We start from the raw sequence: 14,148 nt of genomic DNA, 5'->3' as shown, positions 1-14,148 counted from the left end.
GCGATCAGAAGATTTTATAAAAACAGTAAAAAACGCACCTGTTTTATCAGGTGCGTTTTTGTATACCTTATTTTTGCTTAAAATGTGCATTAGATGATGGAAACATTTCAATAGAAATATTGGAAATATGGTTTCATAAAATCATTTTATAGCTATTTTTTCTTGCGTAAAATGAGTAAACTGATTCCTGATATCAATAGTCCTAATCCTGTGATTGAAACAACATCCCCTGTTTTCGCTGCATCTGCTTTTGGTGTTGCGCTTTCTTGTACGGTTTGGGTCGCTTCACTTCCTGCTGTCCTTATTGGTTCCAGTTTGCTTTGTGCCGCCTTCAGTTCCATTGCTTTTGCATTAATTGTCCCTTCATCTTCTTTACTTAGGTCATTGTTGTTTAACATTTCCTGGGCTTCTGCTAACAGTACTTGGAAGGTTGCTGCGCTTTCTACTGTATATTGGCTTAAATCGATTCCTTTTGCTTCTTCCACTACTTCCTCTAATAAGCTGTCCGCTTTGAATCTCAATTGTAGCATTCCTGCTAGCAGGTTATCTGCTGCTTCATTGATTTCTTCTTGCGTTGCGTCTACATTGTTATAGACTTCTTCTGCTTTTGCTTTCGCTTCTGCATAGATTCCCCAGGTATTTTCTGTATATTCTTCTTGTTGATATTCTTTTGTCGCTTCGATTAATGCTTTTAGTTGTCTTTTATCTGCTGCCTTTTCTAACAGGCTATATGCTGTTTCCAGTTCGTCGTATGCTTTGTCAATTTCTTTTTGCATTGTATTTGGGTCTGCCAACACTGTTGCTGCCTGTTCTAATGCTTTTACAAAATTCTCTTTGGATACACCATCTTTGTAATCGTCTAGGTCTACTTTGCTCATTTCATCATACAGTGCTTGCAGTTTTGTTTTATCACCTACTTGAAATCCTAGTTTATGGATTTCATTCAATAATGTTCTCCATGCTGTGTCTATTTGTTCCTGGGTTGCGGAATCATTATCATTGATTGCTTTCGCATCGGTCAAAGCCTTGTCAAAACTATCTTTGACAGATGGGATTGCATTGGTATATTCATCCGTTTTTTTTTGCGTTTTCCGCATACTGAATGACTGTCTGTAATATCGATTTATCTGTTTCTTCTACCACCGGTTGGGTTTCATCTACAATAAACATAGATTGTATTCCAGTTAAGCTCAATTGAACTTTTGTAATACCATTTTCTACTGTAAAGGTTGCTGCTTGTTTTGTTCCTGTCATGGGGTCCCACAGCATTGGCTGTTCCATTTCTCCACGCAGTGAAACGGTTATATTCATAGCAGTATCACTGGAATTTGCGATAAAGTAGATGTCCTGATTATCCTTTACTTTATGAATGTAGCTTAAATTACCGCCAGAAATAGCTGGAACCTGGTCAATTTCCACATCATAGGTTGGGAGAGCATCATCTAAAACAGTTTGCAGTTTTGTTTCAAATCCAGTTTGAATGAAATATGCTGTACCACCTGCCGCATTGGTATTTTTGGTGTATTCCCCCGTAGAAGATGCCAAGGATTGCCCTGTAACAGGATCAACCTGGAACATTTCTTTAATAATAGAAATTACTTGTTCATTTTCGCTGTCTTCGATTCCACGATAAGGGAGTTGGGTGGTAGCAATTACTTTTCCGCCATTATCGTAGAAATCTTTAATTTTTTCCAGATTGGAAAGGCTGATTACCTTGGTACCTGGAATTACAAAAACTTTATAGTCTTCATAGTTGGTTTCATTTTCTAAATGGAAGGTGTCTCCATCTACAGAACATCTTTCATCAATAATATCTGGATGCAAATAAGTAAAATCTCGACGAGCAGTTAAGGATAAAGTTTCCCCAACACGCATATAGTCTGCGTCAGAAGGGTTATTTGCGTCACCATTGAAGATAAAGCTGGATTCTAAATAATCGATTGGATAAAGCATGGCAATGTCCGCAACATGCCTACCATCTTGCAACATGGTATTTAACCTTCCCATATAGTTATTATAGATTGGCAATTCTTCACGATATCGTTCATTACGGTAGGAAAGTTCAGGTGGAGCATCAACATGGTTGATGTTATCATACCAGATAGCATGTGGAATAATCATATTAACTCCTTTTGCGTACTGGTCCATAGAAGATTTATGTAAGATATTTTTATCCATATTTTCTCCCATGGCTCCAAATGATTCGGACATTACCACTCCTTTATCCCAATTGTTGGCAGAAGAAGATATAATTTTATAAGCTTCTTGGGTGTAGCCATAGCTGCCAATAACGTCCACACCAGGAATTTGCTGGTCTTTAAACACTTTCATCAAATCACCATGAAGTCCGACTGGATTGACCCATTCTTCCAATAACATATGTCCCATCAGGTCGATTCCATGGTCGTCACACCAGTCCGCAATCTGTCCAATATAATTTTCTGCGAACAGCTCGGTACGTACATATTGCAACTTATTTCTTGCTTCGTCGGTGTCTTTACCAATCTCATACCACAAAGCAGGATAATTTAACACAGGGCTTTCACCGTTAAAGGTTTCTTCATAAGCTTTGTTATATTCTGGTGTCCATAAACGCGCTCCTTCCGCACCATAAGGAGTAGTACCCGGCCAAGGCCAGAAAGTTGGTTCGTCATAAAAAGCGGATGTAATGGTACCATTTTCAAAATATTTTTGGAACCGGCTATAGTATTCTTCATAGGTAATATCGATAAAGGCACGTACAGAATCGGCGTCTAAATAATCCATGCCATTGTTGCCGTCTTTTACGCACATAAAGGCCATTACTTTCCAGCTTCCATCTGGGACAGTATATTCCAAATGAGAACTTTCTGGCTGCTGTTGATCTTCATTAATCTGAATTTTTGTATTGCCATCATAAAGTTCTATTTCCCAGATAGTTGGGCTCATTCCATTTAATCCGTCCATTAATAAACGCATTTTTGTAGTTTGGACAGAGTCAAAATTTAAGGTAAGCCCAGCTGAACCAATTGTAGAACCTGTAGCACAATCCACCCAGGAATCACCATTCCAGTATTGTAAATGGAATGAGGTAATACGGTCCAAATCTTCATATAAAACTGCTTTGTTTACATTCCGGACTTCCCCAAAAGAAATCTCTAACCATTGGGGCGCTGTACCCCGGGCAGCTGCATTCCAACGGGTTGTCATATCTCCATCGAATGCTTTATCAGCCTCATAACCTGCTTCGATTTCATAAACAGAAGAAGCGGAATATCCAGCTTTCTCTGGAACAAGTGGGGTAGGAGGAACTTCTAACTGTTGATTTCCATTAAAAATTTGGAACTCGCTAATAGAAGCGCTATCCTGTGTAATATTTCTGATATAAAGGCGAACTAATTGGGCAGTAACAGGCTCAAAGCTGTGGGTTGCACCCTGATCGGTAATTTTAGTTCCAGTGGCAACAGTTTTCCACCTATTTTCAGCTATATCCCAGTATTGGATGGAATAGTCTTTGGTCCTATGTAGTTCTTCCAGTTTATCTTCATATACTTTGACAGAATCGAAGGTTTTTTCTTCTCCAAAATTGATTTGCAGATACTCACCACCACCGGATAAGGATTCTGCGTTCCATCTAGTAGAGAGTTCACCATCTACCGCTTTGCTAGCTTCGTAACCACTGGTTACACTATAGGTAGAAGAAGCGGAAACCCCCAGAGGCTGGGTATCTGGGCTGAATGGAGGAGGATCAACAATTGTAGCTTGGTCGCTGATATCAATCCGTTCCATTGTATCCATATTCATCGCAACTGCACCCATTAGTTTTCCTTCTGGAAGGGATAAATAAACTTTTTCACCGTTGGAAGCATCCTGTTCAAATTTATCCAAACGTTTTGTAGTCAGCTCAGGATAATTTTCTTCCAATAATCCTCCAGCGTTATAGCTGGGAAAACCATTTTCATCATATAGTGAGAACTGCATACCATATTTGCTTCCCTCATCCAATGCAGCTTCGTACAACTCAAAATAGTTATCCGAAAGATATTGGCTAATCCAGTTTGGTAAAATTCCAAAGCCATTATATCCGCTTTGTTGATAGGATTCCCGAACAAGTTCTCGCACTTTTTCTGGCGTCATTTCATCCAGTTCGGTATTCCAAAACCATAGCGGACGGGTTTTACTGCTGTCTGGTGGCGTTTGAAAATCAAACCATAATTGGTTTCCCGATGTTTCTGATTTTGCGAACGAAACCATGCCTGTACATTGGAGGCATAAGCATCCGGCTAACAATAGGCTCATAAATTTAACTCTTTTTTTCATTTTCTCTTTCTGCTCCTTTCCAGTTCCAAGCAAAAATTGCCCGTTATTTTTCATTGAAATGGTAAAATAAATCTGTATCTTCCTATAACAGGAAAAAATTTACTAAAATTTATTCTATCAGATTTCTTATCGAAATGATATTGTAGTTTTAAACAAAAAACAGAAGTGTTCTTTGTAAGAATTATTTTTGTATATAAGTAAAACAACGCAAATCATTTTGTTTGCGTTGCGTGTTAGATGAATATGATAAAAAAATAAGCCATCAGGAAAACTGATGGCTTATGGTTATTGTACATCTTCAATGGATTTCGTAACAGTATGTTCGATTGGTTTCCATTCGATTTTTTTAAATAGGGCAACCAATGCGATTGGAATATAAGTAAACATAAATAAAGGAAATGTAAATAGGGATAGAACTATTTTAACAGGTTTTGCATAAATCTTTTTCCATTCTGTAATTAAAGTTAAACCACCAAAGAAGAAGAAAATACAATAAAAGTTTAAAAGTGTTCCTCCTAATGAAGTTAAGGTTGTTGTAATAATTGCTTGAGATGATTCTGGGGATAATAACCCACAGATTAAGAAGACGGCATTCATTACAATACTGGATAAAGAAACAAACATTGCTGGAGAAATCGTCATAAACATATCAAAGCAAGCAAAACTGTGATTTTTGAAAATGCCTTTTAACAATCCACCGCCATATCTTGCAAATACTTGATAAAATCCTTTTGCCCAACGCAGTCTTTGATTCCATGATTGTCTAAATGTAGTTGGCTGTTCATCATATAATACAGCAGTGCCACAGTAACCAATTTTTTCTCCTTGAATAATATTATCTGCTGAGAACTCAATATCTTCTGTTAAAAGATGGTGCTTCCAGCCGTTATTTTTAATGATAATATCACGATGAACAAGGAATCCTGTGCCAGAAATTGCACAACTTGTATTCAACATCATACGTGCATTATTTAGGTATTTTGATTCCCTTAAGAACCATAGGGAATAACCAGAGGATAGCCAGTTAGTATCATAGTTTTTAGAGTTCCGGTAACTGGTTACAATGCGGTAACCATTATCAAATACTTTGTTCATTTCTGCGATATAATTTTCATCTAACAGATTGTCTGCATCAAAAACAAAATATCCTTCATATGCATCTGCTTTAGAAGAATTATGGATAATTTTAAAAATATAATCTAAGGCATATCCTTTTCCTACTTGTTGTGTATTAAAACGTTCATATACAATCGCGCCAGCTTCACGGGCAATTTGGGCCGTATTATCGGTACAGTTATCGGCTACTACATAAATATCAATGAGTTTTGCCGGATATTTTTGCTGCCGAATACTTCTGATTAACTGGGCAATTACAGCGCTTTCATTTCTAGCCGAAATAATCACAGCATAACTGTGTTGTTTTGTAGCATCATATTGTTTTGGCTTTTTGAATAAAGCATAAAAAGCATAAAAAAATTGGTATGCATAGCATACTGTAAATATTATCATAATTACCAAATTGAAATTTTGAATAAAATTAAGCAAAAGAACTTCCCCCTATATCCTCTAAAACAATAGCGTTATTTTGTTTTGCTTACAATAAATTTTTAATACCATTTTAACGTAGCATAGTTTAACACAACAAAGATATTCAAGATCAAAAAATATTATAGCATGATATTTTTAAGAAACAATTGAAATATGCAGATTATAAGAAAGTGTTCATAATAAACAATGAAATCCATAAATTTTAATGTTATTTTATGGGTTAGTATGGCAATTTTAACAATAAAAAGATTTGATTTTTTGCATGATTGACAAAAAATTATCATAATTTTGGTAATACATGATTTCATTGGAATTCATTTCAAAATATGTTATAATAAATCTGATTTAAATAGCTGTTTATCATGATCAGAAGATTAAATTGAAACAACAGTACTCGAAATTAAGATTTTAAAAAAGGACTATTATTATGAGTATATTTTTATGTCCATGCTGTGGAAGGCCATTACAACAGGACCCCGCCAAATATTATTGTCCCAAGGGGCATGTATTTGACCGCTCTAAAAGCGGATATGTCAATTTATTACTACCCAATAGTAAGCATTCAAAATTGCCAGGGGACAATAAATTAATGGTTGCTGCACGTCGTAATTTTTTATCCAAAGGGTATTATCAGCCACTGGCAGAACTAATTTGTAAAATAGCAGAACAATACTTCCAAAATAGTGATATTTTGTTGGATGTTGGATGCGGGGAAGGATATTATACCAATCAAATACAGCGCCATCTTAATCATAATCAAACTCAGGTTTCTTTATCAGGGATTGATATTTCTAAATTTGCGTTGGACAAGGCTGCTAAACAGAATAAAGCGATTAATTATGCAGTAGCCAGTGCGTTTCATCTTCCAGTAGATGATCATAGCTGTAACGGTGTATTTAATTTGTTTGCCCCTTATTGTGGGGAAGAACTATTGCGTGTTTTGCGGCCAGATGGATATATGATATTGGCTGTTCCTGGAAAAGAACATTTATGGGAACTAAAACAGGCAGTATACCAACAACCATATAAAAATGAAGTAAAAGACACAATACTGCAAGGATTCCATTTGATTGAGCAACAGCATTTATGCTATCCAATACATCTGGAAGAACCAGAATTGATAGATTCCCTGTTTAAAATGACCCCTTATTACTATAAAACATCTATAGAAGATTACCAACGTTTAGCTTCCTTAAAGGAATTGACGGTTACAGTAGAGTTCCATTTATTCGTATATCAATCCAATTTAAAATAGGAGAATTATTTTTATGGAAAAAGGACATGTTTTAGGATTGTTGCCAATTGGCATCTTTTTGATTATTTTTGTAGGTACAGGAATCATTACAGGAGATTTTTATATTATGCCTGCTGTGGTTGGTTTTTTAGTGGCATTGGTAGTAGCACTATTTCAAAACAGGTCGCTCCCATTGGCAAAAAAGATTGAAACAGCCTGCAAAGGCGCCGGAGATGAAACAATTATTACCATGGTGTTTATCTTTATATTAGCTGGAGCTTTTTCTGGTATTGTAAAAGCTGCTGGTGGGGCAGATAGCACCGTAAATTTTAGCCTTTCTATTATCCCTCCTAATTTGGCTGTAGTGGGTATTTTTATAGTGGGATGCTTTATCTCTCTTTCTATGGGGACTTCGGTAGGAACAATTACTGCCTTAACACCAATCGCGGTTGGTATTTCAGAAAAAACCAATCTTCCATTGGCTTTAACGGTAGGAGCCGTAGTATGTGGGGCCATGTTTGGAGATAACCTTTCTATGATTTCAGATACTACCATTGCTGCAGTACGGACACAAGGTTGTGAAATGAAGGATAAATTTAAACAGAATTTTTTAATCGTCCTGCCAGCGGCAATTGTTACCATTATCATCTTAGTATCACGTACTTTTCATAGTACCTATGTTGTTACAGGGGACATGAGTTACAATATATTTCAGATTTTACCATATTTGGTAGTTTTAATTGGGGCGTTAATTGGCTTTAATGTATTTATTGTATTGTTTTCCGGTATCGGGGTATCTATCATTGTTGGACTGGCAACAGGAAAGTTTGATTTTTTAGGAATGTTTGAGGCTCTGGGTTCTGGTATAGAATCCATGTATGAAATTTCTATCCTTTCCATGGTGGTTGCTGCAGTGGTAGCTTTAGTGAGGCAAAATGGAGGGATTCAGTTCTTAATTTATGCCATCCGAAAATGCTTTAGAGGAAGAAAAGGGGCAGAATTGGGGATTGCCGGAATTTCCGCTGCTGTCGATGTCTGTACGGCGAATAACACCGTAGCGATTGTAATGGCCGGTGGGATTGTAAAGGAAATTGGAGAGGAATATGAAATACCTCCGAAAAGGGTAGCTTCTATTTTAGATATTTTTACCTCAGTGATACAGGGAATCCTCCCGTACGGAGCACAGTTGTTGACAGCTGCTTCGTTAGCATCCCTACATCCAACGGATATTTTACCAAATTTATATTACCCTGTTTTAATGGGTGTTAGCGCAATTCTATTTATCTGTTTTGGAAAGAAGGTTATCAAAAATAATGGCAAAAAAGAATGATAAAACCAATGTAATGCGTATTTTAGACCAGGCAAATATTCCGTATCGACACTATACATATTCCCATAAAGGGAACGAGGCAGTAGATGGGGTTTCAGTTGCTGAACAACTTGGACAACCTTTGGAACAGGTGTTTAAAACTTTGGTGACAAGAGGACATAGTAAAGATTATTTTGTATTTGTAATTCCAGTAGTAGCAGAGCTAGATTTAAAAGCTGCGGCAAGGTCTGTGGAAGAAAAGTCAGTGGAAATGATCCATGTAGCAGAAATCAACAAGATAACTGGCTATATTAGAGGAGGATGTTCCCCTATTGGAATGAAAAAACAGTATCGCACTGTAATCGACTCTACTGCACAAAGTTTAGACACGATGATTTATAGTGGAGGAAAGATTGGATATCAAGTAGAAACTTCTCCAACCGACCTTTCAAGATTAATTGGCGCTAGTTTTGCGGATATTACCAAAAAGTAATTTTGGTTACTGGAGCAGTAATTGATTTTCTAACAGAAATCCTACCATATTATGTAATCGAAATAGATAAAATTTAGTTCCTTTAAAATAATATTTTTATTCTCATTAGAAACTACCTTATCAAGTGAAAAAGAGAAAAACTCCCTGAATTTACTCAGGGAGTTTTTTCGTAACTAGTGTTTTTTTCGGTTTGCTAAAAAATGTTGGCTTTCTGAGATAACAAGGCCGGTTAATGTTAAGCATGTGCCTAAGATAGTGATCCAAGTTATGTTTTCGTGCAGAATAAGAAAAGATGTAACAATAGTAACCACTGGAACCATATAAATATAAACGCTTGTTTGAATAGCACCAAGCTGTTTTACTGCTAAATTCCAGCTGACAAAACAAAGCGCACAAGCCCCTAAACCCAAAAATAAAATATTGCCCAGATAGGTGGGATTGAAAAAACGGATAAGGTCAAATTTAAAATCCGAGAAAAATAACGCTGGTATCATAAATACAGTCCCATAAAAGAACGTCCTTCTGGTTGTTTGTATCGTATTGTATCCATACATGCTAATTTTTCGAGTGAGAATGGAATATATAGACCAAATAAAGGAAGCTAAAATCGCTAATATCTCCCCAATCGGATTTAGGTGTACATCAGAATAATCCGGAAAGCTAATCAAGCAGATTCCAGTAATAGCTACGATAAAACCGATCAAAAAGTTTATTTTTAATTTTTCACCTTTCAAGAAAAAATGAGATAAAATTGCCGTAAAAAATGGTGAAATAGAAACAATAACACCTACATTAGAAGCCATTGTATAAGTTAAAGCAATGTTTTCCAGCAAATAATACAAGGTTACACCGGTTACCCCAGCTCCTATAAAAAGTAACTCTTGTTTTCCATCAGTTAATTTTAAACGTCGTGGATAGGCAATTACCAACGCGATTAGTCCCAATACAAACCGAAAAAATAATATTTCGATTGGTGTAAAATCTACTAATAAGATTTTTGTAGAAATAAAGGTAGTTCCCCATATGATAATTGTAAATAATGCTGTTAAATGTCCAAAAAATCGCTTATGTTCCATTGTAAATTCCTTTAATTCTTCGTTTATTATATAGCCTATCATAGCAAATATTGTTTTTCAATAGTTGTATAGAATGTTATATGATATTGGTATACCTGATAGAATTAATATTATAAAGAGCGCTATCGTAGTTCTCTTTTTTATTTTAAATTTACAGTTGTGGAAAGAGAACGCATATTCTTGAAATATACAGGTAATAGGAATACAACTGCGCCTAACCATGCCATTGGGGTAGCAAAACAAACTCCTTTATATCCCCAAAGATATACTAATCCCAAGGCACATGAAACACGCATTACCAGTTCAATCATGCAAGCGATAAATGGCCCCCATGTAATGCCAATACTTTGTACTGCGGAACGGTAAGTAATTAAAATCCCCAACAGAATATAAAAGGGGACTACAACAAATAAATAATCTTTTGCGTACATAAAAATTTCTGGATTTGGGTTTTCTACAAATAAGGGAACTACCCATGGCTGCAACAATAACATTAATCCAGCAATGAGAATATTGGCTATGGTTGTCATAATAAAACAATCAAGGACGCCTTTTTTTATCCTTGCAACCAGCCCAGCTCCATAGTTTTGTGCCACATAGTTTGAAATAGCAATGCCAAATGCGTTATTGATTAATACGGAAATTTGGTCCATTTTTGTAGCTGCGGTATATCCTGCAATGGCATTGGTTCCAATGCTATTTACAGCAGATTGCATCGCTAATAGTCCAATACACATAACTGACATCTGGAAGCCCATAGGAAATCCAATTCTTAAATGGGAAAAGATATCTTCTTTTGTAATTTTCCAATCTTGACTTTGTAAATGCATGATATCAAACTTTTTCAAAGCAAACAGGGTACATAAAATAGCCGAAACAAGTTGGGACAATACAGTAGCATAAGCAGCGCCAGCTACTCCCCATCCGAATGGGACGATAAATATATAGTCTAATATAATATTTAGAATAGAGGATAAAATTAGAAAATACAGTGGTGTTTTACTATCTCCCAATGCTCTTAAAATATTGGAAATTAAATTGTAATATACCGTCGCTCCTGTTCCAAGCATGATAACAAACATATAGTCATAAGCCATTTGATAAATATCATTTGGTGTATGGATCCATCCCATTATTGGGTGGGCTAGGGAGCAGCTGATAATAGTAATAAAAATGGTAAACAGAATGGATAGCAAAATAGAAGTAGCAACACTGCGTTTCATTTGCATTTTATTTTTGGCTCCGAAGAACTGTCCTAATTTAATGCCAAAGCCACTGGTAAGACCTTGGATGAAATATAGAATCAAACATACTACAGTACTGGTCGCCCCGACTGCTGCTAGAGCATCAGCACCCATTGTTTGCCCTACAATCATGGTATCCGCTAAAGTATAAAATAGCTGAAATACATTTCCTCCAATAACAGGAATTGAAAATTTTAATAATACTGGAAATGGGTTTCCTTTGGTTAAATCCTTTTCCATCAAATCACCTTCTTTTTTCAAAATATAAAAATCAATTTATTATAGAAAAAATAAAAGTGATTTTCAATAGTTTTCTTTATAATAATTTAATTTTATCATTCTATATAATTTATATTATCATCAATTAAATTTTTTGTTATTGAAAAGGCAGTACCTATTTAGATACTGCCTCTCCTAACATTATACGAATTCTTTTACCGCAATCCACATAGCAGGACGTATTTCCATTCGGTTTTCTGCATATTTACCTACCATATTTATTTCACCTACTGTAGATACACAGGATATTAGTCCAGCTGTCATACCAGGAGAACGTAGATACCATCCATTTCGTGGTAAAAATTCTGATAATATGGTATCTTCAAGTTGTTGAGTTGGAAGTGAAAACCTGTTTTGTTTTTCTGGAAAATAAGTTTCTACTTGATCAATGCTAAGTAAAAACAGTTTATCTTTTGTATCTTGTCCTCCTAAAGTACCATATGTTGGATTTGGAGGGGTAGATATAGTGCTAGTTATAATTTTTTGTTGTTCTTGTTTTGAAAAAGCGGTTTTCATAAAATCTTCATTTAACCATTTTCTTAAAGTAGAATGATACCAAGTTCCATAATCATCTAATGAATCAATAAAAGGCCGACAGTCTAAACTTTTATCGGATAGCAATAATGCATTTCCGTCCTTTACAGTAAGAATTCTCCATTCAATAGGTTCTTTTTGATTCGGGTCAGTCTGAGGATAATTGCCAAATGTAACCGTTTGACCGTGGAGGTTTTCGATACAATTTTGTAAATAGTGAGAGCTATCTTGATAGGAGCCTGCTTTTGAAAAAAGTTCAGCTGCTTCCAGATAATTTCTATTATTAAAATCAGAAATTGCTTGATTGTATTTCATGGATGGAGAAATGACAACAGAAAAAATAATAATACCCACTGTAATTAAAACAGCTAAAATCACAATAGGAATACCAATTATTTTGATTAATCTTCTTCTTTGCATCTTTTTTTGATGTTGAAGCGAAAGATTTTGCTTTAATTTATCTTCTGTTTCTGAAATTTTTTCATTACACTGTTTTATTAATTCTTTTGCATCATGATAGTTAGGAATAGATTCTAGTTTTTCTTTTGCGGTATATAAATTAGATAAAATATTACTTTGCATTAAAAGCTTTGCAGATGAATAGATAGGAGCATAATTGCAATCTTCAATTTTTTGGTTACACAACTTAATTTTTTCGGTGGAATCTTTGTAATCAGGAATATTTTCTAAAAGAGAGATAATGTGGTAAAAAGATGGGATACTTACTGCTGATTCAAGTTCATAGATTGCTAGCTGATAAATTTTTTCTTTACAGAATGCAATTTTTTCTTTTGCATCTTTATATTCTGGAATTTTATTTAAGAGTTGTATAATCTTAATAAATGGAGTATTATTTGTACAATACTTTAGTTGTTCCATTGCCTGCTGATAGATTTCCTCGTTTTTTTGATAATGATAATTTTTTAAGGTCTGTTCTTGGTAGGATTTTAGTTTTTGAGCTGTTTCTGGGTCAGCAAAACGGAGAGCTTTTTCAAAATTGTTGTTGTTCTCAATAGGAATACAAAGCTTAGTTAATTCTTGTTCTGTCTTACAATGATAAAATGCCAAAAGTTTACCTATATATGCATCCGAAAATTCTGGGTCCATATCCAATACTTTTTCACAGTATTCATCTGCGGACGCCCAATCTTCATCTTCCAAAAAAATGTGCGCACGTTTTAACAAAGAATTTACGGTAACACCACTGGTAGCAGTATCATCCTCTTGTTCCTTTTCTGGTTCTACTAGTTTTTGGATTCCATGGGTCAGGTCTTGCATAAAACCTAATTTAGACATATCCAATGCCTGCAAATGGGAGAATTCTTCTGGGAGGTCATAGGGGTCCATATCTTTGTATGCAGGGATTAAGGTCTTTTTTGCCCCTTGTCGGATTAATGCCAAATAACGATTCCATTCATTTTTTACCCAGACAGCATTAAAATACTCTGCCCGAGTTCCCAGTACCACCATTACTTTTGAAGAATTTAAGGCTGCGAAAATATAGGGTTCATAAGCGGAACCCAGTTTATCCTCTAGTGTAATACGGGAAAAGAATACTTTAAATCCAATTTCAGTTAACTCATGGTATAATTCTGTTGCTAATACACTATCTGGAGTTCTTCTTCCATGATTATCTGTTTCTTTATAGCAGATAAAAATGTCAAAGGGTTCCTCTTTTTGTGAAATTTCCAAAATCCCTTTTTGAATTTCATCAATTGCTTTTGCTTCAGTTTCGTAAATCCTTTTTTGGTTTGGATCTGCGTATTTCAAAGCGGATTGGTAATCTACGTCGTCAAAAATGGAAGTAAACTGGGTGCGGTTACAGGTTGGAACTCGTTTATGGGAAGAGGGGTCTTCTACATATTCAATCCCATATTTACATAAAATCAATGACCAATATGCTTCTGCATCCGTGTGGTCTTCTTCTAAAATCGACTCATATATCGACATCGCTTTATCAAACTCATTATTTCTGCGGAAATGATTGGCGCGGTCATAAAGATTCATCCGTTTTTCATCATTTAGTTTTGGGATTGTTTGCTGGGTACCACAGTACTCACATTCGGCTACTCCAGTTTCCCCGGTAACATTAAGGTCCCCTCCACACATTTTACATTTAAAAATTGCCATGA

The 14,148-nt window shown here is 35.5% G+C and carries 9 protein-coding genes; 3 read left to right on the top strand and 6 right to left on the bottom strand.

The window, feature by feature from the left end:
- Nucleotides 1-152 precede the first annotated feature (152 nt).
- The 3 genes from H8Z77_RS06080 to H8Z77_RS06070 form a co-directional block, all read right to left on the bottom strand.
- Nucleotides 153-1,097: an FIVAR domain-containing protein gene (locus H8Z77_RS06080; protein ID WP_186996485.1), complete on the bottom strand. Its 945-nt coding sequence runs from the start codon at nt 1,095-1,097 to the stop codon at nt 153-155.
- Nucleotides 1,069-4,299 (bottom strand): discoidin domain-containing protein, encoded by a 3,231-nt coding sequence (locus H8Z77_RS06075; RefSeq protein ID WP_186996484.1) that lies wholly within the window; start codon nt 4,297-4,299, stop codon nt 1,069-1,071. Before H8Z77_RS06075 ends, H8Z77_RS06080 begins: the two co-directional genes overlap by 29 nt.
- Before the next feature lie 285 nt (nt 4,300-4,584).
- On the bottom strand, nt 4,585-5,844 hold the full coding sequence (locus H8Z77_RS06070) for a glycosyltransferase family 2 protein (protein WP_286165480.1): 1,260 nt from the start codon (nt 5,842-5,844) through the stop codon (nt 4,585-4,587).
- 430 nt (nt 5,845-6,274) lie between these two features.
- Between H8Z77_RS06070 and H8Z77_RS06065 the strand changes: the two genes are divergently transcribed.
- Genes H8Z77_RS06065 through ybaK form a run of 3 tightly spaced genes read left to right on the top strand, consistent with a single transcriptional unit; the run spans nt 6,275 to nt 8,883 of the window.
- Nucleotides 6,275-7,102: a putative RNA methyltransferase gene (locus H8Z77_RS06065; protein ID WP_186996483.1), complete on the top strand. Its 828-nt coding sequence runs from the start codon at nt 6,275-6,277 to the stop codon at nt 7,100-7,102.
- A 13-nt stretch (nt 7,103-7,115) separates the two neighbouring features.
- On the top strand, nt 7,116-8,411 hold the full coding sequence (locus H8Z77_RS06060) for a Na+/H+ antiporter NhaC family protein (RefSeq protein ID WP_069989322.1): 1,296 nt from the start codon (nt 7,116-7,118) through the stop codon (nt 8,409-8,411).
- Nucleotides 8,395-8,883, top strand: a complete 489-nt coding sequence (ybaK, locus tag H8Z77_RS06055) for a Cys-tRNA(Pro) deacylase (RefSeq protein WP_186996482.1) — start codon at nt 8,395-8,397, stop codon at nt 8,881-8,883. Before H8Z77_RS06060 ends, ybaK begins: the two co-directional genes overlap by 17 nt.
- Before the next feature lie 173 nt (nt 8,884-9,056).
- On the opposite strand, the gene H8Z77_RS06050 is transcribed toward ybaK, so the two are convergent.
- The 3 genes from H8Z77_RS06050 to H8Z77_RS06040 all read right to left on the bottom strand — a co-directional run bounded on the left by H8Z77_RS06050 (nt 9,057) and on the right by H8Z77_RS06040 (nt 14,146).
- Nucleotides 9,057-9,959: a DMT family transporter gene (locus tag H8Z77_RS06050; RefSeq protein ID WP_186996481.1), complete on the bottom strand. Its 903-nt coding sequence runs from the start codon at nt 9,957-9,959 to the stop codon at nt 9,057-9,059.
- Nucleotides 9,960-10,099: 140 nt separating this feature from the next.
- Nucleotides 10,100-11,443 carry an MATE family efflux transporter gene (locus H8Z77_RS06045; protein ID WP_186996480.1) on the bottom strand — a complete coding sequence of 448 codons (1,344 nt, stop codon included), beginning with the start codon at nt 11,441-11,443 and terminating at the stop codon, nt 10,100-10,102.
- 180 nt (nt 11,444-11,623) lie between these two features.
- Entirely contained in the window at nt 11,624-14,146 is a 2,523-nt protein-coding gene (locus H8Z77_RS06040; RefSeq protein WP_186996479.1) for a DUF6273 domain-containing protein, read from the bottom strand.
- Nucleotides 14,147-14,148 lie beyond the last annotated feature (2 nt).

The organism is Clostridium facile, from assembly GCF_014297275.1.
Lineage (GTDB): Bacteria > Bacillota > Clostridia > Oscillospirales > Ruminococcaceae > Massilioclostridium > Massilioclostridium facile.
This window is presented reverse-complemented; position numbering and strand designations above follow the sequence as displayed.

Bases quoted from the DNA above. Each gene is read 5' to 3' on its own strand.
- H8Z77_RS06060 (WP_069989322.1), top strand. From the start codon at position 7,116: ATGGAAAAAGGACATGTTTTAGGATTGTTGCCAATTGGCATCTTTTTG.
- H8Z77_RS06045 (WP_186996480.1), bottom strand. From the start codon at position 11,443: ATGGAAAAGGATTTAACCAAAGGAAACCCATTTCCAGTATTATTAAAA.
- H8Z77_RS06040 (WP_186996479.1), bottom strand. From the start codon at position 14,146: ATGGCAATTTTTAAATGTAAAATGTGTGGAGGGGACCTTAATGTTACC.
- H8Z77_RS06050 (WP_186996481.1), bottom strand. From the start codon at position 9,959: ATGGAACATAAGCGATTTTTTGGACATTTAACAGCATTATTTACAATT.
- H8Z77_RS06075 (WP_186996484.1), bottom strand. From the start codon at position 4,299: ATGAAAAAAAGAGTTAAATTTATGAGCCTATTGTTAGCCGGATGCTTA.
- H8Z77_RS06065 (WP_186996483.1), top strand. From the start codon at position 6,275: ATGAGTATATTTTTATGTCCATGCTGTGGAAGGCCATTACAACAGGAC.
- ybaK (WP_186996482.1), top strand. From the start codon at position 8,395: ATGGCAAAAAAGAATGATAAAACCAATGTAATGCGTATTTTAGACCAG.
- H8Z77_RS06080 (WP_186996485.1), bottom strand. From the start codon at position 1,097: ATGCGGAAAACGCAAAAAAAAACGGATGAATATACCAATGCAATCCCA.